We start from the raw sequence: 23,607 nt of genomic DNA on the forward strand, positions 1-23,607 counted from the left end.
ATAAATTAATCCAACACAGGCGGCGTATTAGCTTCAAGCCAGTAGTCTACAAATGCCTGGATCGTCTTTTTTAGTTCTTGAGCATCCATCGGTTTTACCAGATATCCATTTGCGCCCTTTTGGTAGCACAATTCAATATCCTTGGGGTTAGATGATGTGGTAAAAACAACGATGGGAATTCCCTTGAAACTCTTATCTTGCTTGAGCCGATCTAAAATGTCACGCCCATCAATACCTGGCAAATTGAGATCGAGCAAGATTACAGAGGGTCGTAATGCTACTTTTGAGTTGGGTAGGTCTTCGTCCTTAGCGTAGGCATCGTTTCCCTGTTGATAAAGGAACTCTAAAACCTCATCCCCATTCGTACAACGGTGTATGGGGTTCTGGACGGACATACGCCGCATCAGACGTTGCAGCATCCGAAAATCTTCATTGCTGTCCTCAACAACGAGCAGCGGTTCATGAAGTTTTTTTGTCATTCGTGGTATTAAAAGAGCTTAACAAAAATATATATTTAGTCATTATCTTAAACTATTCCAGCGTAAAATAAAAAATTGAGCCAACGCCTACGGTAGATTCAACCCAAATGTGACCGTTATGAAGCTCAACAATCTTCTTAACAATAGCTAATCCTGCACCTGCTCCTCCACCGTACTTTTGCTGGGAATGGAGCCGCTTAAATAATCTAAAGATAGTTTCTAGGTGATGCTGGGGAATTCCAATGCCGTTATCTCGGATATAAAATATTGGGGAAGGTGGGGCCCCGTCTGGGGATAAGGGGTAATGGGGATTGGAGATTGGGTTAAGAAAAATCTTCCCTAGTCCCCAGTCCCTAGTCCCCAGTCCCTCATCTAAGTAGCCAATCTCAACCCATTGCTCTGTCTTATCGTTATATTTGAACGCATTACCAAGCAGATTACTGAAGACTTCATTAACCAGCACTCGATCGCACAAAACTGTTGGTAAAGGTCGAGGAATGCGGATATCCACAAGCCCAGAGTCTTGGCGACTAGCACGAAAAATGTCGATTACTTGGTTGAGTAATTCGTTGAGGTCAGTTGCTTGCAAGCGCAGTTGTGCTTGTCCTAACTGCGATAATCGCAGCAGAGCATTAATCAGAGTTTCCATGCGTACAGACAAGGATACTACTGTTTGCAAGCACTCCATTCCGTCATCATCTAATACTTGGGCATAGTCTTCTAGCAGCACTGTTGAAAAGTTATAAATGCCTCGCAAAGGTTCCTTGAGGTCATGGGAAGCGGCGTAGGCAAAGGATGCTAGTTCTTGATTGCTGCGCTCTAACTCCAGGTTGATTTTAGCTAATTCATCCGCTTTCGAGAGTACAATACCAACGATCGCATTATTCAAAGCGATCGCACTGTCTAGTTCGCAAGGTTTCCAGGGTAGAGAAGTTAATCTAACCGTTTCTTGCCATTGTTCAAAGGATTTTCGGGGAGACAGGGTATAGCTACCGTCTGCCTGTGCTTGCATGGATTCTTGTGGATTTCCTGCCCAGTGTACTGTTTGAAGAACTTCAGGGCGAAACCAAAGGATATAATAGCGCCGAATTTTAGAAATCCGCAGTAGCAACAAGCCACTAGCAGTATCTTTAAATACTAGTGCCTCTTGGTAAAGCTTCGGCAGAGAATCAGTAGCAAACAGATTGTCACTAACTTGGGTATTCGCCCATTCAATGAGTGCCCGAACTTCATCAATATTTGGTGTTGTTCCCACAAGGGTAATTTCATTATCCAGACAAACCGCAGCTCCAGAAGCACTAACAAGATCGAGCAAGCGAATTTCCGGTTTAATTAAGGCATCGATAAAATTGTCTGCTTGGGAAATAGATTCTAGAAACTCAGACTGTAGCGATTTGAGTTTTACTTTATAATCCCATTCCGAGTTACTAATTTTGTGTGCTAATTCTGAAGATGCAATCTGTCCCAAAAATTCGCACATCTTGCGGACTTCGTAAGAAATATACTTTGGTGTTTGATGGTGACAGGATATTAATCCCCAAAGTTTCTGCTCTTGAATAATTGAAATCACCAAAAGAGCCTTCACTCCCATATTTTGATGATATTCAGTACAACACCAATCAAAACTCCGTAGCAGACAGTAGCTTAAGTCAAGATGCTGATGTGTTGTCGGATTTTCCGTTGGAACTAGTTTGACAGGTTCGGCAGTCAAATCGGGGAGAAATCTCAGAAAGCAACGCGTGTATAACTCCCTAGCCTGCGCTGGAATATCTGTAGCGGGATAGTGAAGTCCTAAATAAGGTGATAAATCTTCCCGTTTAACTTCTGCAACCACAGAACCCGCTTCTGACTCGTCAAATTGATAAACCATCACCCGATCGAAACCGATGATTTTTTGGACTTCTTCAGCTACTAAATGCAAAAATTCTCCCAAATTCGATGTCTTTTGCATTTTAGCGATCGCTTCACTCGCAAAACTATGAAAGTTTAAGAAACTCATCTCAAATTCCGAGTCAGTTGGTTCTAGCTCCAGAATCACAGCTTCTTCTGTACGATGAGCAATAGCATCAAAGTATATTTCTCCATACAAAGTATTTATTAATACTTTAAACGCATTAGCGCTGCCAACCTTTTTTACTAAGCACTGCTTGACAATTTCCACTGGCTGAGGTTCAAGTAAATAGCTCAAAGGTTTACTGAGCAAATCTTCTGGAGCTTTACACAAATACACTTGGGTATTGTTACTAACTTGCAGTATCTCTAACTGATTACTGAGTGCCAGGAGAATGCCATGAGGTTGAATAGAGCCAGGTATGTGAATGGGTTTGCGATCGTGGTTAGTCAGGGCATTAGCTTGGGCTGTAGTATATTCCGGCTGGCTCATAACTTAACTTATGTAAAGCTAGTTTTAAAATAGCGTAATTAAATGTCATATTTCTTTAAAGTATATGCTGATAAGTATGAATGCGATCGTATCTATCTGTGCTTGTTACGCTTTTTACAGTTACTAATGTAAGTGAAAATAATTAGAGGATGGTCTAATAACGTGGCAAGGCTTCCGTAGCAAAAATTGAGCCTCTGATTTTTTAAAGGTGAAAATCAACTCTACAGACGTAATTAATTACGTCTGTACAAATCAAATAAAAATCATTACATGCAGCAACGCAACACCAATATCCAACATCCAAAATCCGAAGCTGACTATGGTGTTGGGAACTTTTTTTTGAACGAGTTTGGCTGCTTTGATATCCAATAATTGTGCTAATTCAGTTGTATTCAATGACTTAACGAGACTCAAGCCAAGAGGCTTACTAGAAATGCTTTGAGTGTAAGCGGCGTTTAGGTACGGTGTGTATTGCGGCTTGCCTGCAATGTATGTTTGGAAGAAAGGTAAACTTAAAACATTCATGTAACGACGCGCTTGAGAAGCATCGCCAATCATATCAGCAGGTAATGCTACTTGTTGATTTGCAGGGTTTGCATTGCCAATGGTGGAGAAGTGTGTACCACCTTCAAGCGTGACGAGATACTTTTGAGGATTCGTTAACCAGGAAAAAGGTAAAATTTGCTCGGATAAAGCTGGGGCAACTGTATCATCACTACTACTGACAATCATCACTGGAGTTTTAATTTGACTTAAGCCAGCTTTGCCGAAAATCGAACTAGTAATAGGATTAACTGCGATCGCAGCTTTTACTCTCTCATCCCGCAGGTTATAATCTTTGCCAGACTTGCTGATGCTCAATTCTAAAGCGCGACACTGGAGCAGTAAAGACATATTCCAGGTATTTTGGAGTGCTGCTGGTTGACAGTCTTGTTTTAGCTGCTCAAAGTTGATTTTAGCGCCTGCCAGGGCTAAGGCTGTGTAGCCTCCCAAAGATTGACCAAATACTCCAATTTGTTGCAGATTTAGGCGACCTTTAAACCGTGAATCAGATTGATTACCTTTTTGCAATTGATTCAGTATATATGTTATGTCCAAAGGTCGGTCTTGAAATTCGCTTGGTTCTGCTACTTCAATAGCGCGTCCTTTTAACAGAGAACGCAATTGTTTCGCATCACTACCAGGGTGATTGGGAACAACGACAGCAAATCCGTAAGAAGCTAAGTGAGTGGCTAAATATTGAAAGTTACTGCTGTCTAAACCCAAGCCGTGAGAAATGACAATTACCGGTGCAGCCTTTTGGACATTGGGAATGTAAACATCAGTCAATAAAAGTCGATTGCGGGTTGAGTCGAAAAACTTCAGGATGTATTTTTGCGACTTAAATTTTCCCGGAACCTTTAAATCGGGCAATTGCGAGAAATTTGGTTGAGAAATGCTCTCAGCTTCTATTTTAGACTTTTGGGAAACAACTGCGATCGCCAGATGGGTTTGGTTAACAAGTTTCTCCAATTCCGTAGCTATTTCAAAAGTCTCGGCGACATCAAGGCGAATGCTGCTGGTGGGATATTTACGCAACACATTTAAAAGTGTCAAGCCTCCCGATTCACCAGAGGCTAAAATTAGCGCCGAACGCAAAGTACTCAATCCTGGTTCTGGCTGATTGGTTTTAATCACTTGCGCCAATCGATGCAGTAAAAATTCTCCTTGGGGTGTGTAGAGAAGTTGCGAAACTACTACCGGACTAACTTTCACACGATTAAGCAAAATCCGCCGCAATTCTTGAAGCTGTTCTAAAGGCAGATATCGCTGATAGGCTGCTAAGTCTTCGTTAATTACACCTGTTTTAGCGTAGTTCTCTAAAGTCCTGACTGAAATGGAAAGCTCTAAAGCTGAATAAGATGCATAAATCCGCTCTGCTGCCAAAACAGAATTACTAATTCCAAACGTTGGCAGCACCATTGAAAGAACCAGCAATAAAGAATTTTTTCTGAGGGTGCTGGCCCAATTACCAAACAAACTATTCATCGCTCAACTGTTTCGGTGGTCTGGTTTTATCGGGTGTTGGCTTTGGTAGTTATTCGGGCGCCCTGCTTGGTTTACTTAAAGTTATTAGCCTCAATTTTATCAAAACAGAATTTAGGAGTCAGTAATTATAATTCAGGATGAATTAATGTATGACTTGCAAATGTAGCTGGCTTAAAATAAAGGGTATAAATGGGTTTATAATTTCCACTAAATCTAAGATTTAGTAGTCAAAAAAGTAGTGATTCCCAATGCCCTAGTAATCTTATTCTGACTCCTGAATTTTGATTTTTGAATTCTTCTTCAAGGTTTTTTCGGCTATCAAGTCAACAATTAAATCCTACAAAGTCACGCAGATGAGTAAAGTATCTAGATGACTTCAGTAGTTTGCCTTCACTATTAAATCATAACAAATAAAAAATAGTCTGCCTCAGTATTTATGTTGTAGCTTTGAATATTGCACAAATTCACTAGCTGAAAAATCCAGTAAAATTTCTGAAAAATATGGCGATTAATCAGCTTTTCCCAAGTGCGATCGCTACTGAACCTGTAACTACTAAACCTGCTCCCAATATTGCTGTAAGGGTGAAGTGTTCTGGTGGTATCCAATCAGGTGCAATAACTGATACAACTGCGACTGCTATTAATGTCACAATGGGAGCTAAAGCTATTACTGCACTTACTCGTGATGCTTCCCAATGTTGTAATGATTCAGAAAAAGCACCGTAAGCGATTAAGGTATTCAAGGCACAAAAAATTAACATTACTAAATGGAAACTATCGAGTATAAAAAGTGATTTAACTTTAGCTATAGGAGTGAATAATAAAGTACAGCCCCCATAAATGATCAACATGATGTTGGTGGAAGATAAAGATTGTAATAACTGCTTTTGTGCCAAAGCATAAATAGCCCAAGCCGTTGCTCCTAGCGCGATTAAAACACTACCTAGTATATATGTGCCATGTGCTGTAATTAAATTCGTTAGTTGTTCGTGAAAAAATAAAAGATAACCACAAATCATGACACTAACGCCAATCCATTGAGACAGCCGATAACGCTCTTTAAAAATTACTAACCCTCCAAAACCTAATAAAAGGCTAGATAATTGAATCAAAACTTCAGCGTTAGCAGGCGATGTTAATGCTAAACCTTGGGTAAACGAGAAGTAATTAATCCCTAAAAATATTGTTGCGATCGCTAATAATTTTCCAGAAGCAGAGCGCAATTGTTCTAATTTTGGTAATTTACCGCGTATCCCTAAATACATAGCAAGTAATACAAATGATACTAAAAAACGAAACCAAATAACGGTATAGACATCAAGTACTTGTAGAATTACTGCAAGAGCAATAGGTAAAATTCCCCATAAGAAGACTGTCAATAGCGATAATGCTAGCCCTAAGCGCCACCGACCAGAACTTTGATGTAGTAACATTAAAATATCCAAAAATTAGGACTGATAAGTAAGTTATATCTAATTTAAATATCTGAACATTTTATCAAACTCTTATCGATAAAATATATTAATAGTTTAGTTAATGCAAATTCAATATAGAATAATCATCAATTTATCCAAATTAATTTATGATTCGTAGCCCGAAGAGGGTGTATTTTTTTGTTCACGTAAAATTCGTAATTTGCGTGTTCATTTTACATGAATATTAAATTAAAAACTTCTTCGTAAATGTATACTTTATCTCGGTGTTACTTTAGAAAAAAACTATGGGGATTATACCCATAATCAGTTTAGTAATCTTCGCCACCGCTTTATCATGTTACTTATTGCTGACCTCAAGAGGTCGATTTTTGCTCAAATCTTTGGTGACAAAAATAAAGCGGCAAGAGTGGAGATTCAGATATGGCAAGCCTAATTACTTGAGATCGAGATTTTCAAGGACTATAACCATTGCTGCCATTATTCTGGCAGCGGTAATAGCTGGAAATACTGTATCAGCAGTTACAGGCCCGTCTCCAGTTTCGCTCAAAAGCGTATCGGTTCCAGAACCTGACAATCTTGGAGACTTTGTAGCAGACAAAACAGCTGCAATCAAGTTAGGAAAGACTCTTTTTTGGGATATGCAGATTGGGAGCGATGGAAAGACCTCCTGTGCTAGTTGTCACTTTCATGCTGGAGCCGACAATAGATCCAAAAATCAGATTGCTCCTGGGCTTTTGCGGGTCAACGCCGATGGTACAGAGAATCCAGATTCAGTTTTCAATGTCGGCGGACTACCAAACTATCAGCTTAAACCAGGAGATTTCCCCTTCCACAAGTTGTCAAACCCCAACGATCCTAAGACTGTTGTATCTGACCGTAACGATGTCAGTTCTTCTCAGGGGATCTTCAATACGAAGTTTGTGGATGTCACACTTGGTAATGCAGAAGACAAAGTTACAACCGAGCCAGATCCGGTGTTTAACGTAAAAGGTATCAATGTGCGGCGCGTTGAGCCGCGTAACACGCCAACCGTGATTAATGCTGCATTCAACTTCCGCAACTTTTGGGACGGAAGGGCACAAGATATCTTTAATGGGGTGAATCCCTTCGGTTTAAGAGATCCTAACGCCACTGTTGTCAAGGCTATAAACCCAATTAGGGCAGAATTTGTCAAAGTCAGCCTCAAAAACTCGTCTTTGGCATCTCAAGCTGTCGGGCCGCCACTCAGTTCCTTTGAGTCATCCGCAGATGGTCGCACTTTTGAAGAAATTGGTGATAAGTTCGGGAGTGATAAGTTGGGGCTAATTGACAGAATATCTTTCACCGCTGGTAAGGGTAAAAAGCTCCCCCGAAAACTTGCGAAAAAGTTATTACCTCTTAGACCCCTAGCTAAACAGATTGTGCATCCACAAGACAGCGTTTTAGGTAAAGATAGTAGCTCGCCTAAACCTGGACTTAAAGATAAAACATACGAGCAGATGATTCAAGATGCCTTCAAGCCGGAGTGGTGGAATTCTACTCGCCTCATCCAAGTTGACTCTGACGGTAAACGGACTATTGTTAAAAGGCCCGATCGCTCCTTGACGACTAATGAGTACACATTGCTAGAGTACAACTTCTCGCTATTCTTTGGGCTGGCAGTTCAGTTGTACGAGTCTACGCTCATTTCCTATGATACGCCCTACGATCGCTATTTGGAAGGAAACACCAGCGCCCTAACCGCGCAGCAGCAACGAGGGAAAGGACTGTTTGAGGGCAAAGGTCTGTGTATTAGTTGCCACACTGGAGTAGAATTAACTGCGGCTTCAGTCAGCAGCGTGGCTAAAGAGGGACGAATCAAACGTGCGCCGTTTGGCTCACAATCTCCCGAAGACAATGGTTTCTTCAATATCGGTGTCAGACCTGCCACAGAAGACCCCGGTTTGGGTGGTTATGACGGTTTGCAGAGTAAAGGTCAACGTAATCCGCTTTCAGAGGCACGATTGGCTCAGTTGGGTAAATTTAAGGATCTCCTTGGCGAAAATCCCCCAACCCTCAATCCACCGTTGAATTCCAGTGAACCTGTGTTTGCAAATGGAGCTTTCAAAGCACCCGGACTTCGCAATGTGGAACTAACTGCTCCCTACTTCCACAATGGAGGTCAGGCGACTCTAGAGCAAGTGATTGATTTTTACAATCGTGGTGGTGATTATGGAGTACTCCCGCCGCTAAATCTTTCACCAGCAGAAAAACAGGATTTGGTTGCCTTTTTAAAAGGACTGACTGATGACCGAGTTCGGTTTGATAAAGCGCCCTTTGACCATCCACAATTGTTTATCCCTAATGGACATGTGGGTAACACTAATTACGTTGTCAATGACGGCACTGGTAAAGCTACAGATGACACAGTGGAAATTCCTGCTGTTGGTAGGAGTGGTAATAGTGGTACACCAAATTTTCTGAGTTAATCTCATTTCACGACGAAATACCTGAATACAGATAGATATGTAGGGACGTACAAATGTACGTCCCTATTTTTGCGATTTGGGTGCAATTGCGGAGTTCGTAGTAAGGACTTTAGTCTTTACTACAAACTTATTCACCCTACTCAATGCTGAGTAGTGAGTACCTTGGCTGAGAGTAAATTACTCAATACTCAGCACGGGCTAAACGCCCCGCTACCGCTAACAGTACTCTTCAAAGTTGATGTGGTGGACTAGTAGTTGCGATCGCTTGACTAACGAATGCGTAGGCGTAGCCCGTTGGAGGCATCGCCAAATTTGGGTTGTATATTGCTAACTTTGGTATTGTCTAGGTAATTATAGACTCTTCTGGAAACTTCACGGACAAAATCTCCAGCTTTGGGATCGTAGTTTGGTCTTTGCACCAAAACACCTGCTAAATAGCTTTTGCCGTTGGGCATTTGAATAATACCGGCATCACCAATGATAAATCTCAATGTACCAGTTTTGTGGGCAATGATCGCTCCTTGGCCGATACCAGCTGGTAGTAAACTATTGGTTTTCACATGACGCATAATGCCTAAAACTCGATCGCGGCTAGTTGGGGATAGCAAACGATTATTAGAAACTAACGCCGCTAATCTGACTAAATCTTTAGAACTAGTTGTATTTGTGCCACCGATATCTGGAAGTAAATTGCGAAGTGCTGTATTTTGCAATCCCCAGCTACGAAAACGTTGACTAACTTTTGCGGCACCACCCAAGCGATCGAGAACTAAATTTGTGGCGGTATTATCGCTGATTGTCATCATCAAAGTAGCAGTTTCCAGGACACTAAATTTAGTGCCGATGGGTTTGTATTGCATTATTCCAGATTCGCCCACCTTTAAATCGCGCCGCATCACTAATTTATCGGTAAGTTTAATTCTACCTGCATCTATTTCTTGGAAAAGAGCCACTAATAAGGGGAATTTGATTGTACTGGCAGCAGCAAATCTTTTTTCGCCATTAATATCTATATAGTTTCCTGTATCTAAATCCAAGAAAAATATTCCAGGATTTAATGTTTTATAACTTGCTAACAAACTGCGAATCTGAGAAGTAATACCAACCATTTCTTGACCAAGATTCACAACTCCAGCAAATGTCGATGCATCTGTGGATTTGATGGCAATATCTTCTCGATTTTCCCCAACAATGGGGTTATTTTGACGGTTAAATGAATTGAATTTGAAAATCCAATGAGAACGGGAATCTCCTTTAATTGATATATTTTGGGAAGTAACATCATAACCCGGAGCTAACTCGACGACAAAACGAGTGGTTTGAGAGTCTGGTTTGCCGAGGCGAATTTCTTTCACCGCCTTACCAAAACTTTGTTTGACAGTATCGGAATTAAAATTAGTTCCAGGTAAGTCAATCACTAATCGATTCGGATTATCTAATAAAAAGGCTTTTGGTTCTATTCCCGAAGTGGTAGTTAGGTCTAATTGGTTTTGGCTAGAATCATAGTACCAAGACTGTAATTGTGAGGCTTTAGCTTGTCCTGCAACTAGAACCAAACTGCTTAAACCAATCGCCAGTAGATGTGATTTCATGTTGTGAATGTGGGTGTGCAAGTAAGGAGAAACTAATCAGGTTTACTTAGATTGTTTTCTGATGACTGTGCTGAACTTCCGGAGAAAAAGTCATAAATCCCGTTGAGTTATTTTTACCAGATGAGGTTTGGGATTAAATAAGCACGATAAATCATCATTACTTATTAAAAGTAAATCGCTGATAGTTTTATTTGTGGTGTGAGTTAACAACAACAGAAATTGTTAATCTAGCGCAAGGACGAGCGAAGGATTAATTATGTTTCCAGCTGATGTTTTGTATAGAGAGAAAGTAAAACCCATTCACTAAAACCCTTATACATATATATAGATTTGTTCGCGTAGGGGCACGGCATTGCCCATAGGTGTTCACTTAAGGTGAAACCCTTGTAATGACGTGATATTCAGTTCTCTGGCTTCCCATCACTATCCGCTTCACCCCACCCTAACCCTCCCCTTGTCAAGGGGAGGGAACAAATTTCCTGTTTCCCCCCTTGATATCATATCTGGTGAAAGACTTATCATTAAGGACGCAGGGGGAGAAAGAGTTTGAGGCTTATTTACTTTTCTTTACACAGTTTGGTTTTATTGCACCTACTTACTTACCTACTTAATCACAGTGATGGTTGGGTGGGGTAAAACTAAAGCTAAAACCTAAGTAAATCAGGTTTCAGGTGAGGTTTTGAGAATTTATGCAATAAATATATTGATTTCGGGTGGTTGTTTATTAAATTCGGGTGGTTGTTTATTAAATTCGGGTGGTCGTTTATTGAATTCGGGCAGTCGTTTATTGAATTCGGGCAGTCATTTATTGAATTCGGGCAGTCATTTATTGAATTCGGGCAGTCATTTATTGAATTCGGGTGGTCGTTTATTGAATTCAAGCAGTGGTTAGGGTGAGGTAAAACCCAGATTATTGAACAACTTCAGACTTGTGTGTACACCGTCGTAGCCAATACATCGGGGGGATTAAGGGGCTAAAACGCCTGTAGGACACGCATTTGAGCTTAAGGTTAACACCTATGGGCAGTGTCGTCGTGCCCCTATGGGTGTACCTCAGGTAAACGAGAGCTATGAGAACTTTAGTTCAACTAAAGAAAGGTTCGTTGACAACTCAGGTTAAAAGAAATCAGCTATCCAAGGAGAACTACCTGCAAAGATTTGCGTAGCTGCTGAAATAGCGGTTTCTGTCCCATGCAGTTTTCCGGCTATTTGCAAATGGTAGGGAGCGAACAAACTTGTATATAGTGGTGCTAGTTCTCGGATATCTAACTGCAACTCACCTTTTCCACCTTTTGTAACTTCACCGCGTCCATTAGCAACAGAGAGAGTGAATTTACCATTATTTCCAGGTAGCAAATTATCTTGAATATCTAAGTGCAGTTCAGTTTCAATTCCCGATGGATAACCCCGCATCTCCAGCGCTTTGACTACATCTACTACCCGCAACATCCAACGCATCGTATTCTTAAGCTTGGCAGTTTGCTCTGGTAGTAGCAATGTCAAAGAATCAATTGCAGAACTCCTCCATCGCACGTGTTCAATTTGGGAGCGATGACTGGCAAGAAAAGACCAGAATGTTTGTGCAGCCGCAACTGTGAGAATTACCCAATCTTTGATTCGCAAAATTGCGCCATCTTCTTTTGAATGTTGACTGAAGAGGATGTAACCTTCGGGTTTCTCTTTAGTACCGATAAAATATGCGTAAAATGTTTCCTTCTCATCTGGTTGAATTAAGCGCTCCCAGATTGCTCGATGTCGGTCTAAATATCCATGCGTTAGTTTCGCCTGCTGCTGATATAGTTGATGAAAGACTTGATGATTGATACTCACTATTGGTTGTAAAGGTAGAGGTTGCTCCCGCAGTTGGATACTTTTAGTTGCAATTTCCCAATTACACCAGCTACCCCCCTGCTCATACCCGACTTTTCGATACAAGCCTTGAACTGCTGGATAAAGAGCAGAGAGCGGTATACCTCTAGCATAAAGTTCCTTGAGCGTCTGCTGCATGAGAGCGATCGCAGCTCCCGAACCGCGATACTCTGGAGCAATACCCACAACGGCAATTCCTGTCATTGGTACGCGCACACCACCCCACCATTGACCCATATCCAGAGTTGCCAATCCACCAACTAATTGCCCAAATCCCCGAATAATACGGAAATTTTCTACGCCAATGAGATTGATATAAGCTTCTTCACCACCAACTCCGCTGATGAAACACTGCTCAAGGATATATATCAGCTGTTGAATATCCTGTGGATCGGCAAGAGTGCTGTATTCAAATTGAGCCGTCATCTCTTGTACCATTAGTAGGACAAAAACACAATCACACTACAGCAGATGTTGCTCGAATGCTTGAGCAATTTCATCGCCATAAAGCCCCGGAATCAGCCTCAATTATACTACTGCACGTTTGGTTTTAAATGTTGGAATACCTATACTGTTTCTTTATGAAGCTGCATATATTTATCTCTCGGCTACGCCTTCCCTCCAAAGCATCTTTATCGAGAATTGATATTACACTTGTAAAAATTTTTAATGAGTTACTTCAGGAGTGTTTATTCTATTTTTAGGGCAGTTGCTCTTAACTAACCACTTACAAAAAATATGTCAACAAGTTGGATTTACCTTATATTAGCAATCCTCTTTGAGGTTTCAGGCACAACTTGCATGAAATTATCACAGGGATTTACTAAAATAGTTCCTTCAGTATTAATATTTGTCTTTTATGGACTTTGTTTTACTTTTTTGACCTTTGCTCTCAAGAAACTTGAAGTAAGTGTCGCCTATTCTGTCTGGGCTGGATTAGGAACTATTCTAGTAGCTCTTATTGGGATTATTTGGTTTCGGGAATCTGCCACATTCATCAAACTTGTGTCGATCGCCTTAATCATCATCGGGGTAATTGGGATCAACGCAAGTCAATGAAGGAGGCAGGAGGCAGGAGGCAGGAGGCAGGAGGCAGGAGGCAGGGGAGCAAGGGAGAGGGTTTGCAGATTAGACTTCTTGGCATTTGTCGGGAAAAGGGGCGGGGGAAAGGGGGAAAGGTTTGTTATTTTCCTTTTCCCTTTTCCCACAAGAGTGCAAAAAGAACTTTTGCAAGAGACTCTATGAGTGGAACTCACAAGGAACAATAAAAATATCTCTTCCTCAGTCCCCAGTCCCCAGTCCCCAGTCCCCAGTCCCCAGTCCCCAGTCCCCAGTTCCCAGTCCCCAGTCCCTATTTTTAAGGCAGATCTATTTTATACAGCTTAGTATTGGCTGCTTTAGCTAAACATTACTTAGGTAGCGGTGAACGAATTGAATGGCGATCGAACCTTCTCCCACACCGGATGCTACCCGTTTAATTGAGCCATAGCGGACATCTCCGGCTGCGAAGATTCCGGGAATGTTGGTTTCTAATAAGAAAGGAGAGCGTTCTAAAGACCAACCACGAGGAGATTTGCCATTATGCGCTAAGTCCGGCCCTGTGATGATAAACCCCTGAGTATCGCGTTGAATAACGCCATCGAGCCAATCAGTTTTGGGGCTAGCACCGATGAAAATAAACAGCGATCGCGCTGGCACGGTTTCGATTTGTCCAGTGTTAGCATGGGCGATCGTAATTGCTTCTAAATATTCTTCTCCCTTGACTTCCACGACGCTGCAACCCGTGCAAACTTGGATATTTTCAGTTGCAGCAATTTGGTCAATCAAATATTGAGACATACTTGATGCTAGTGACTGACCCCGCACTAACATAATCACTTTGCTGGCATACTTAGAAAAGTGCATTGCTGCCTGTCCAGCAGAGTTTGCCCCGCCTACCAAGTAAACCTCTTCATTGGTGCAGGCGATCGCCTCAGTCATGGCAGCACCGTAATAAATTCCTGCTCCTGTAAGCTTCTCGGCTCCTGGAACATTGAGCCAACGGTAGGAAACGCCTGTTGCAACTAAAAGTGCATGGCAACTAATCTCGCTACCATCTGCTAATTGCAGAACCCGATAAGGATCTTCCAGTCGAACCCCAGTTACTACTTGAGGAGTGAGAATTTCTACTCCAAATCGCCGCGCTTGGGTGACTCCCCGCCTTGCCAAATCGTTGCCACTCAAGCCAATCGGAAACCCCAAATAGTTCTCAATCCGCGAACTCGTACCTGCTTGTCCTCCTGGCGCTTCCCGCTCAATTAAGACAGTACTCAATCCCTCAGAAGCGCCATAGACGGCAGCTGCCAGTCCGGCAGGGCCAGCACCGACGATCGCTAAGTCATAAAAGGGACGCTCTGCCTGAGTTTGCAGCCCAATTTTGGCGGCAATTTCTAAATTAGATGGTTGAATTAATCGGGAACCATCGGGAAATAGCACTAAGGGTAATTGTTGTCTACAATCAGCTTGGGCGAATTCCACTAATTTTTCTGCATCCGGCTCCAGTTCAACATCTAACCACTTAAATGGAATCTGGTTACGTGCTAGGAAGTCTTTCACCTGATGTGAAAAAGGCGACCAGCGATTACCAATGACTCGAATGCCTTCAAAGGGTGGGCGAAATCCTGCTAGCCAGTCATCTAGCAAATCATCTAAAACTGGATATAATCTCTCTTCTGGTGGATTCCAAGGCTTGAGTAAGTAATAATCAAGTTTGGCACTATTAATCGATTTAATCGCAGCATCCGTATCTGCATAGGCCGTTAACAAGGCACGTTTCGCATCGGGAAAAATACTTTTTGCTCGTTCTAAGAACTCCACGCCTCCCATTTGGGGCATACGTTGATCCACTAGAAATAGAGCAACTGGGTCATTCCGCAATTTTAGTTGCTGCACCACATCCAGAGCCGCGATCCCGGAATCTGCCCGAACAATGCGGAAGCGATCGCCATACTGATGACGCAAGTCTCGTGACACCGCTTGCAATACTTCTGGATCGTCATCGACGGTTAAAATTGCTGGTTTCGCCATAACTACTGTTACTTAACAATTGCAGTGTCTAGCCGTTGTCTTCAAAAATTTGTCGTCAAAATATCTACTGTTTAACCAGTTGCTTTAAACGAAAGTATGCCTCTTCTGGTGTCAGCGGTTCCGATTTAGTTTCATTGGGTATATAAAATACCCAAGTATCAGGAAAGTAATGCACTACAAAGCTGGGAATCAAACCCAAGCTTAATGCTTGCTTGCCGAGTTTTTCAGCTTGTTCCTCTAAACTCAGTTGGTCGTGAAATGAGTGTTCAGCCATACTTTTGCATCTCCCTGTACTTTATTTGACCCTGGAAGAAGGTTCAAAACCAGTATTGCACGAATCACTTAAAGGTGATTTATCATGTTCCAGAATCAGCTTGAGAATATTTTGGTGGTAGACCTAAAATAATTTCAAATATACTTTCGTAGAGAATCATAAAACTATTTGGGTCATTCAGGGTAACTAAAATTGGATTGAATCAGGCAACAGGGCATTCCTTACAAATTATAAGTAAGTATGCGATCGCTCTAGCTTGCATGAGTATAGTGGTGGACAGAGTACAAGAGACATCTCCGAAAATTAATGCATGACCGAATGGCACGCTTGTAAAGCCCAAAAGCTTGTTTAGACTCGTTCCCAGCTTCCAGGCTGGGAATGTATTCAAAAGAGGTTCTACCTCTTGTCAAGCTATGGAGGCGGAGCCTCCCAGAATGAGTTCCCAGCCTCCAGGCTGGGAACCAGTCACGATAAGGGCTGTATCTTAACTTAGTGCCATTCGAGCCATAGAGGAATGATGATTGCGTCACCGATGATATTATGTCCGCTTGATTGCTTATTAAACCCGAAGAACCCCACCCCGCCAAAGCTGTGCTTTGTCTCCCCTCCCCGCTTTTCGGGCTACCGTGTATACACAAGTCGAGTTGGCAATCAAATCAACAAAAAACAACAGAAAATTTTTTTTAAAATCTTTGATTTTCCGTTAGGACTCTATCAATAAGCTGACACTATTGATAATCAGTTCGCTTAACTCAAAACCTTGCCTACCAAGGCTTGTATCTTACCAGGCAATGATTTTAGGACTTGTGTATACACCGTAGGCTTTTCGGGAGGGGTTGGGGGTGGGGTTCTTTTATTATGGGTAATTTGGCGGACATGATATGAATCGTTAATGCAACTCTACAAGACGCACTCGCGTTCGCTATCGGTGACGCTAGCTCCCAAAAGAGTTGAAAGACGTATGTGATACTGTTGGCGAAAGTGTTACAAACGCACGGACAAAAGTGTTACAACTCAAAGCCGCAACTACAGATTGAAGGTTTGAGCTTACGTAATACTTAATAAGACAATAATGTATTACATTCGCCAACAGTATCCGTATGTTGTCTCTCTGACTTGCCTGCAACTGTTGTCTTTTAGCACAAGCATTGCTGTTGCTTGTCTACCATCGCATCAACTTTAGAGAGAAAAACTCAATTTCCACAAAATCGCAATGCTTTTTTAAACCCCAATCGGAACAAATCTCTCCAACAGGCTAATTGTTGGCTGTAATGACTGGGCTTCAACAAATAGCGCACTTTGCTCACCAAAAGCAGTCCAATTTTGGTGATTGGATAAAGGCTCAGAAGCAACAATAACTTGGTTTGGCTGCTTGAGTTGATCGCAAGACCAATAAAGAGTAGGGGCTTGTGTGCGATAAGCATAGCGAATTGCTGCAACTGCTTGACCATCACTGACAATTACATTGGCACTAAAGCTGGTGTCGTGTTCTGATGCCAACTTAGTCAATTTTTGAACTGTTTTACTTAATGCTGACAACAGAGTGCTGTCTGGAGACGACTGCCATATTTCCATTAGTAGGGCGAAAATGTGTTCAGAGTCAGTCGTGCCCTTAATCAGGCGGTATGTGGAATCAGAAAGGCTCTCACGTATTGGTCTACAAAGAGTTTGTTGAAAGTTTGATATCTCGCCATTATGCACAAACAAAAGTTTCCCACTACGAAATGGCTGACAATTGCTAATGTCGAGCGATTCACCTGTCCCAGCTAATCGGACATAGCCTACAGTACAACTGGATTGTACATAGTTGCTTAACTCTTCCAGATTCGGTTCGTTCCACAACGGGATAGTATTTCGGTAAATAAAAGGTTTACCCACTTCGTCGTACCAGCCTACACCTACTCCGTCTCCACAAACTACTCCTGATTTTAATTCCAAAGGACTGTAACTTTGTTTGTAGAGCGAATGCTCTTGTTTATACAGCAACTCATCTAAGAGGATGGCGTTACCAAGATAGCCAATTAATCTACACATAAAAAAACGATGTTGCTGAAAGAGTAAGAAAAATCAGTCACAAGTCCCGATAGAAATCGAACCTTTTAACTGGACAATTATTGCAAATCATTACTAATTTAACAATTATTGTTTATCTTGTGTATGTTTGATCTGTGACTTTAGTCATGGTTTTGTTGTCTTGCTAAAGATATAGAACAGAAGCTAAAGTAATATTTATTCTTTACCTTTGTTTGAGCTTGATTTGTGAATTATCCGTTCGCATTCCAAGGATTTTAGAGAACTATGCCAATTAAAAAACACATTAATCTTAATCAAGGATGTTTCCTTAATCCTGCAAATAAACAGATAGTTATTAATTTAGCTAGTAAAGATATTTTAAATTTGATCGCACAAGAATTAAAAACTCGTTACTCTCCAGAAACTCAAAAAAACTTACTTGAGGAGAGTTCAAAGTTGTTACCTAGTTTTGTATTTCAAGAATTATTACAACGCCAACAGCAAGTAGTAGATATTAACCCAGATAGTTTAATTGTCGTTAGCTGTCAGATAACAGAGGCAGAAGTCGATGATTTGGGATTTAATTTAAATGTCGAAGTATATTTTGTAGTTGGAGATACAAAAGGTCAAAACCATTTTCGGGCTAATCAAATAGTCCTTTGGTCGAATATATGGGGTGATGAAGAACAGCCTTTTGATTTAGAAGATGAACTAGGCGAACAATTCTGGACAAGTTATCAAATTCAGTTGCTTTCTGATGAAAAAGACCAAGAAACAATTGAACTGGAACTATCACAAACAGATGATTATGCCGCGAGGTTAGAATTTTCCCCATCACTAAAAATATTTTCACCATCGATAGTTCCCTTTACAGATAATGATTTGTAAAAATTACTATCAGCATATACAATGAATGTAAATTAATCATTTATATTCACTGAAAATTTTATTTATTGGAAGTTTTTTTTTTAAAGATGAAGTCTTCAATCCCTCCTACATCCTCATTGTGGTTCGATAATTGAACCCATAAACAAAATGTTTCCCGTCTGATTATCCCTGATGGCGCAGAAGAAGGGACGATCGACAATCATTCGGAATGGTTCTGGTTCTTGTCTTGCAGATGTTGCTACTATTCCCACTGAAGTAGCCGCGGCCGCTTCAGTGCCTTCTTCGTTTACTTCGACAAAAGTTTTATGCTTAACTTGGCTAATGGCAAAATTTTTACCCATGCCAGAAAAATTGGCCTTGTTGCTGAAAGCCTCCCCCATACCTAAAGTTTTTAAAGCATCATTGAGTGTAATCTCATAATCTGTTTTGAAGCGGGGTAGGCGAATAAACCCTTTTTGATTGTTGAACTGAGTCATCCATTTTTCCCAGTTCTCAACATTCAAGTTTTGATAAAATGTTTTGAGGTTAGAATTCTTTTTGGGTAGGAATATATAAAAACTTATCTTACCATCTTTACCATAAGGTAAACTAACTGCCTGAAATTTTTCGCTTTTATAGTATTTATAATCACCCTCTTGTGACATCATTGGGTGTTGTTTTGGCCTGTTAGATGTGATGTAAAAAGGATATGGAGCAGTTTCTTTCTTGTCAAACTCGTTACTCCAATTACCTTTAAAATATATGGCATTAATCAGAAATAATACCTGATTTGGTTCAATTTTTTCAACTATTTTAGTGATTTTACCGTTAGTATTTTCTTTGACCCAATTATTGATAATGCTAGATGCAGCGGCATCTTGAAAGTTTAAATTGCTGACTTTGGCTTGATAGAAGTCCTGGGTTCTTTTGAGAAAGTCTGGTGCAAAGCTAACTTTTTGATTTGCCCAAAGAGAGTTAGCAATTTTCAATTGCACTTTCGTATCCGAATTGTCTAAAAGCTGTTTTAATACCGCCGTGTAAGAAGAGTTGATTTCTGGTAGATTCATTCCCTGTAATTCTAGGGTTTTTGCCATTGCTTGTTGAGTCGAGCCGCTAGCGCCGTTATAAGTCATAGCAAGAGCGATCGCAACACTCGAAGGTGAGATAAAAATATTTTTCTCACCCCGATCGTTTTTCAGAACTTCTGAAAATAGTTTGAAGCCAAACTTGTTGCTAGACTCAACAATTTTTGTATCAGTGTTGGCTGTTTTTTTTTGCAATGGAGTTTCTGGCTGAGGTAAACTAGATTGGGCAATGGCACTTTTATTACTATCGACTTGAGAACACCCTAATACACTGAATAGAACAACGCTTGCAGCTGCCAGAGCATAACGTCTGCCTAGACTAACACCGTAACGTCTTTGCAGGAAATTTTCTTTCGCATCACTCAATTTATGGCGATTCATTCTGCTACCTCACTTGCCAAAGATTCCCGATTTGTGCTTAGAGTTGACGCAGATGCTGTGTCAATGATTAACTATTGCATTTACTCCAATAGAAAAATGGGACTGTTACAGTTTTCGTAACAGCAAATTAGTAGCTTAGAGTAATTAAACACAACTTGTGGAGTTGCTAATTCTTGATTGAGACGGCTATACAGACGACTTATAAAAAACTTTTTTCTTAAAGAATTTTTATCTTTACGTATAAACGTATTGTAAGCTACGCGATCAAAAATAACCACTTCTGTGAGGTTTTTATAGATCGAATAACATTTCTCAGAGGCACGAAATCTCGTTCCCATGCTCTGTATAGGAACGAGAAAAACGCTGTAATTTTACACAGATATTTGTGCTAACTTCTTTCAATTAATAGGTACACTCCACCAAGCTAAACTGTAGGGTTGAGTCGCTTCATTGAGCTTTTGACGAAATTGGACGCGGATTTTGTAATTGCCAGTAGCAGTAACGGGGCAGAAAATATGTTCTACACTATCAATTTGGCTGATTGAGGAGCAAACAGCACCAGCATCAGAATTTTGAGCATCAGCTTTTACTAAGTATAGGTCGAGATTATTTAAGCCGCGATCGCGAAAATTTTCGCCTACATCATATTGCTGGTTTTTATTTTTATCATTGAGTTCTACCAATCGATCCCAACTCAGGGTGACAGCAACAAAACTTCCCTGCTTTAACGGTTTTGCTAATATATAGTCAACAGATGCTCCAACATCAACTGTGCGATAATCCCAACCAATAGCCGGTACCGCAGCTGATGCTTGCCATTGACCAGCACTAAATTGCTGATAAGCGCGAAATACATTCAAATGACCCGCTCCCATTTGGGCATCCAAGGGAATCTTTGGATCTTTATAAGCATCAGAATCTAGCCAGTTTTGATTTTGCTTATCAATTAGCGTCCGAGTCATTCCCAACCTTAAGCCATCGCCGCTATCTAGAAGTTTGTCTGCTGAATTCAGCAATACAGCTTTCATCACTTGATGACGCCGAGAATCAATGCTCCAGTGGGGTTGTTTTGTCCGCATCTGTCGGTCTGCAAGTTCCTGCAACAGAGCAACGGTAGCTGTAACTTGAGGCGCGGCAAAACTAGTACCTGTAACCTTGTTCAATTTGCCATCTGGATTGAGCAAAGGAATATTATTACCAGGAGCAACTAAACTGATAGCGCGACGCCCATCAAGGTCAAATTCCTTTCCAGCTAGTCTTTGATTCACCCCTTGGTTAACACCCGCCAGATTAGCCACGTCTACTTTGTTAAAAACTCCCCCTCGGCGGGATGAAAAAGCCACGTTGATTGCATTAAAATTATCTGTAGGAATAGGAATGCCGCCTTTGCCCTGGTTGCCTGCGATCGCATACAAAACATCATGAGCGCGACTAGACCAGTCAACACATAAAGTTAATAAAGCATTGCCGTCTAAAGTAGCTTCCGGTCGAGGATCGCGGCTTAGAGGTTCCCCAAAGCTAAAGTTAATCGCACGGACATCGCCACCATTTTGCAGCGCTATATGCTGTGCCGATAAACACTCTTCTGGCTGGCCCATGTTTTTAGTGGAACCCACTGCTGATGAATACAATCGCGCTCCCGGCGCAACTCCTGGCAAAGCTTTATCTTGACTCACCATCACACCAGCGACATTGTAGGCGTGGGGGTCAACACCAGTATTAGACTTAGCTGGGCCATTGCGTAAGAAAACCGCTGCTAAAGATATGGCACGATTTTTAGACACCGCCTTATCCCACCCAAACATTCCCGGCCGACCAATTTCCACTTGACCAATAGCAATTTTGCGACCGATTAAATTATAAGGAGCTTGGTGTAGCTTCAAAGCATCAATACCGTTAGTTCCCAAAGCAGACTCTAAAGCCGAAGCAATTACCGGCGCACTCAGACAAGAAGCAGTTAATCCCCAAATTATCCAGGTTAGTTTTTTAGTCATTTGTTATTTGTCATTAGTCATTGGTCATTTGTCATTTGTCATTGGTCATTTGTCATTTGTCATTTGTCATTTGTCAATAATTCTTCTTCCCCTGCTCCAACTCATTACTCATTACTCATTACTCCCCTGCCCCTCTGCTCCCCTACCTCCCCACTCCTCAAAAAGACCGGGATCGAAATTATGAGTCTTGTTCAATGTTTTGTTACAATGCGTACAGACGAGGACGCTTAAAAACCCACTAGCCATGACCCAAAACCTATCTCAAAAGCCCATTGTAATTTCTCCATCTATCCTATCAGCCGATTTTAGTCGCTTGGGTGACGAAATTCGTGCCGTAGATGCAGCTGGAGCAGATTGGATTCATGTTGATGTCATGGACGGTCGTTTTGTACCTAATATTACGATAGGCCCTCTGATTGTGGAGGCGATTCGTCCGATTACAACCAAGCCTCTGGATGTCCATTTGATGATTGTGGAGCCAGAAAAGTACGTAGAGGGATTTGCTAAGGCTGGCGCTGATATTATCTCCGTACACTGCGAGCATAATGCTTCTCCACACCTGCACCGCACCTTGGGGCAAATAAAAGAGCTTGGTAAAAAAGCTGGTGTTGTACTTAATCCTGGTACCCCTCTAGAACTAATTGAATATGTTCTAGATTTGTGCGATTTAGTACTAATTATGAGCGTAAACCCTGGTTTTGGTGGTCAAAGCTTTATCCCTGGTGTATTACCCAAAATCCGCAAGCTGCGCCAAATGTGTGATGAACGTGGTCTTGACCCCTGGATTGAAGTGGATGGGGGACTGAAGGCAAATAATACCTGGCAAGTTTTGGAAGCGGGAGCCAATGCGATCGTCGCTGGTTCAGCTGTGTTTAACGCAAAAGATTATGCTGAGGCTATTACAGCAATTCGCAACAGCAAGAGTCCTACTCCAGAATTAGCCAAGGTTTAATTCATTTTTGAATTAACCAATCATTAAACATGGAAGTGAAAAAGAATGTAGAGACGTAGCGGTGCTACGTCTCTACAAGGATTCTAGATTAATTTCACCAAATGTCTAGTCTTCATAAAAAATAAGGTAGGCAATTTGTCTACCTTATTTATTTTTGTATACAGATAAAAAACTGGAAGCTATTCAAGTTTTGAACTTCCAGTAGTTTCTATATAAATTGAAAGTTTAGAAACCAAAGATAATCCAGGTTGGGAGGACTAGGATTACAATAGTCGAAAGAGAAGCGTATGAGCTACTAGTTCTACCAGCCAAGGACAACAATTTCACCGTAACTTTTCTATTTCCGTTCCTGGAATTGATGTTAAGCGTTTGCTTTATTAACTAAAGCAACACCAACCACAGGATAGAAAGTTTTATCAGCATTACTCGCACCGTCTGCAGTCAGTGAAAGTTGTGTAAAATTTAGATTGGGGGAATCCACCTCCCCAAATTCTCTTTGCTCAGACTTCCTCAGAAAAAGAACCACCAGTAGCAACGGTTAGATTATTGGTCTTGGTTTAGGAGTTATTTACTCCATGAAATGCTGATTACTTTTGTAATCAGTTTGATTTATTTCATAGTTAGAACTAATCGTTGATTTTATTTTTTAAATTAACTTGCTTGCCAAATCACCTCTATTTTGGTTTAAATTGTAGTTGGTATTAGTTTATCAATATCATTAGTATATAGTTGCCATTTTGG

General features: G+C 41.2%; 15 protein-coding genes. 4 read left to right on the forward strand and 11 right to left on the reverse strand.

Going from position 1 to position 23,607, the window contains the following annotated elements; all coding sequences use genetic code 11:
- Window positions 1-5: 5 nt before the first annotated feature.
- From RMZ42_RS09550 to RMZ42_RS09565, 4 genes are all read right to left on the reverse strand, one after another.
- On the reverse strand, window positions 6-479 hold the full coding sequence (locus RMZ42_RS09550) for a response regulator (RefSeq protein ID WP_322671192.1): 474 nt from the start codon (window positions 477-479) through the stop codon (window positions 6-8).
- A 52-nt stretch (window positions 480-531) separates the two neighbouring features.
- Entirely contained in the window at window positions 532-2,862 is a 2,331-nt protein-coding gene (locus tag RMZ42_RS09555; protein WP_322671193.1) for an ATP-binding protein, read from the reverse strand.
- A gap of 252 nt (window positions 2,863-3,114) precedes the next feature.
- Complete coding sequence (locus RMZ42_RS09560) at window positions 3,115-4,890, reverse strand: alpha/beta hydrolase (RefSeq protein WP_322671194.1); 1,776 nt, start codon at window positions 4,888-4,890, stop codon at window positions 3,115-3,117.
- Window positions 4,891-5,402: 512 nt separating this feature from the next.
- Window positions 5,403-6,323, reverse strand: a complete 921-nt coding sequence (locus RMZ42_RS09565; RefSeq protein ID WP_322671195.1) for a DMT family transporter — start codon at window positions 6,321-6,323, stop codon at window positions 5,403-5,405.
- Window positions 6,324-6,763: 440 nt separating this feature from the next.
- Here RMZ42_RS09565 and RMZ42_RS09570 point away from each other — a divergent pair, with 440 nt between their 5' ends.
- Window positions 6,764-8,773, forward strand: a complete 2,010-nt coding sequence (locus RMZ42_RS09570; protein WP_416211804.1) for a cytochrome-c peroxidase — start codon at window positions 6,764-6,766, stop codon at window positions 8,771-8,773.
- 269 nt (window positions 8,774-9,042) lie between these two features.
- On the opposite strand, the gene RMZ42_RS09575 is transcribed toward RMZ42_RS09570, so the two are convergent.
- Together RMZ42_RS09575 and eis are read right to left on the reverse strand one after the other, a co-directional pair.
- On the reverse strand, window positions 9,043-10,365 hold the full coding sequence (locus RMZ42_RS09575; RefSeq protein ID WP_322671197.1) for a serine hydrolase: 1,323 nt from the start codon (window positions 10,363-10,365) through the stop codon (window positions 9,043-9,045).
- A gap of 1,116 nt (window positions 10,366-11,481) precedes the next feature.
- Entirely contained in the window at window positions 11,482-12,660 is a 1,179-nt protein-coding gene (gene eis / locus RMZ42_RS09580; RefSeq protein WP_322671198.1) for a GNAT family N-acetyltransferase, read from the reverse strand.
- Between the two features lie 312 nt (window positions 12,661-12,972).
- Here eis and RMZ42_RS09585 point away from each other — a divergent pair, with 312 nt between their 5' ends.
- On the forward strand, window positions 12,973-13,293 hold the full coding sequence (locus RMZ42_RS09585) for a multidrug efflux SMR transporter (RefSeq protein ID WP_322671199.1): 321 nt from the start codon (window positions 12,973-12,975) through the stop codon (window positions 13,291-13,293).
- A gap of 342 nt (window positions 13,294-13,635) precedes the next feature.
- Here RMZ42_RS09585 and RMZ42_RS09590 read toward each other — a convergent pair whose 3' ends face one another.
- The 3 genes from RMZ42_RS09590 to egtC all read right to left on the reverse strand — a co-directional run bounded on the left by RMZ42_RS09590 (window position 13,636) and on the right by egtC (window position 17,608).
- A complete protein-coding gene (locus tag RMZ42_RS09590; protein ID WP_322671200.1) occupies window positions 13,636-15,300 on the reverse strand; it encodes an FAD-dependent oxidoreductase in 1,665 nt (554 codons plus the stop codon).
- Window positions 15,301-15,364: 64 nt separating this feature from the next.
- The gene (locus RMZ42_RS09595; protein WP_322671201.1) at window positions 15,365-15,574 is read right to left on the reverse strand and encodes a hypothetical protein; all 210 of its coding nucleotides are present in this window, start codon (window positions 15,572-15,574) and stop codon (window positions 15,365-15,367) included.
- Window positions 15,575-16,795: 1,221 nt separating this feature from the next.
- The gene (egtC, locus tag RMZ42_RS09600) at window positions 16,796-17,608 is read right to left on the reverse strand and encodes an ergothioneine biosynthesis protein EgtC (RefSeq protein WP_322671202.1); all 813 of its coding nucleotides are present in this window, start codon (window positions 17,606-17,608) and stop codon (window positions 16,796-16,798) included.
- 264 nt (window positions 17,609-17,872) lie between these two features.
- On the opposite strand from egtC, the gene RMZ42_RS09605 reads away from it, so the two are divergent.
- Window positions 17,873-18,475, forward strand: coding sequence for a hypothetical protein (locus tag RMZ42_RS09605; protein ID WP_322671203.1), 603 nt, complete (start codon window positions 17,873-17,875; stop codon window positions 18,473-18,475).
- Window positions 18,476-18,588: 113 nt separating this feature from the next.
- Here RMZ42_RS09605 and RMZ42_RS09610 read toward each other — a convergent pair whose 3' ends face one another.
- A complete protein-coding gene (locus RMZ42_RS09610; RefSeq protein WP_322671204.1) occupies window positions 18,589-19,920 on the reverse strand; it encodes a serpin family protein in 1,332 nt (443 codons plus the stop codon).
- Window positions 19,921-20,318: 398 nt separating this feature from the next.
- On the reverse strand, window positions 20,319-21,914 hold the full coding sequence (locus tag RMZ42_RS09615; RefSeq protein ID WP_322671205.1) for a S8 family serine peptidase: 1,596 nt from the start codon (window positions 21,912-21,914) through the stop codon (window positions 20,319-20,321).
- A 244-nt stretch (window positions 21,915-22,158) separates the two neighbouring features.
- On the opposite strand from RMZ42_RS09615, the gene rpe reads away from it, so the two are divergent.
- Entirely contained in the window at window positions 22,159-22,866 is a 708-nt protein-coding gene (gene rpe, locus RMZ42_RS09620) for a ribulose-phosphate 3-epimerase (protein WP_094349276.1), read from the forward strand.
- The last annotated feature ends 741 nt before the right edge of the window (window positions 22,867-23,607 follow it).

Origin of the sequence: Nostoc sp. DedQUE05, from assembly GCF_034530955.1 — a bacterium.
Lineage (GTDB): Bacteria > Cyanobacteriota > Cyanobacteriia > Cyanobacteriales > Nostocaceae > Nostoc.

Coding starts and splice junctions, on each gene's coding strand:
- RMZ42_RS09565 (WP_322671195.1), bottom strand. CDS start 6,323: ATGTTACTACATCAAAGTTCTGGTCGGTGGCGCTTAGGGCTAGCATTA.
- RMZ42_RS09610 (WP_322671204.1), bottom strand. CDS start 19,920: ATGAATCGCCATAAATTGAGTGATGCGAAAGAAAATTTCCTGCAAAGA.
- RMZ42_RS09585 (WP_322671199.1), top strand. CDS start 12,973: ATGTCAACAAGTTGGATTTACCTTATATTAGCAATCCTCTTTGAGGTT.
- rpe (WP_094349276.1), top strand. CDS start 22,159: ATGACCCAAAACCTATCTCAAAAGCCCATTGTAATTTCTCCATCTATC.
- RMZ42_RS09590 (WP_322671200.1), bottom strand. CDS start 15,300: ATGGCGAAACCAGCAATTTTAACCGTCGATGACGATCCAGAAGTATTG.
- RMZ42_RS09575 (WP_322671197.1), bottom strand. CDS start 10,365: ATGAAATCACATCTACTGGCGATTGGTTTAAGCAGTTTGGTTCTAGTT.
- RMZ42_RS09560 (WP_322671194.1), bottom strand. CDS start 4,890: ATGAATAGTTTGTTTGGTAATTGGGCCAGCACCCTCAGAAAAAATTCT.
- eis (WP_322671198.1), bottom strand. CDS start 12,660: ATGACGGCTCAATTTGAATACAGCACTCTTGCCGATCCACAGGATATT.
- RMZ42_RS09550 (WP_322671192.1), bottom strand. CDS start 479: ATGACAAAAAAACTTCATGAACCGCTGCTCGTTGTTGAGGACAGCAAT.
- RMZ42_RS09615 (WP_322671205.1), bottom strand. CDS start 21,914: ATGACTAAAAAACTAACCTGGATAATTTGGGGATTAACTGCTTCTTGT.
- RMZ42_RS09605 (WP_322671203.1), top strand. CDS start 17,873: ATGCCAATTAAAAAACACATTAATCTTAATCAAGGATGTTTCCTTAAT.
- RMZ42_RS09595 (WP_322671201.1), bottom strand. CDS start 15,574: ATGGCTGAACACTCATTTCACGACCAACTGAGTTTAGAGGAACAAGCT.
- egtC (WP_322671202.1), bottom strand. CDS start 17,608: ATGTGTAGATTAATTGGCTATCTTGGTAACGCCATCCTCTTAGATGAG.
- RMZ42_RS09555 (WP_322671193.1), bottom strand. CDS start 2,862: ATGAGCCAGCCGGAATATACTACAGCCCAAGCTAATGCCCTGACTAAC.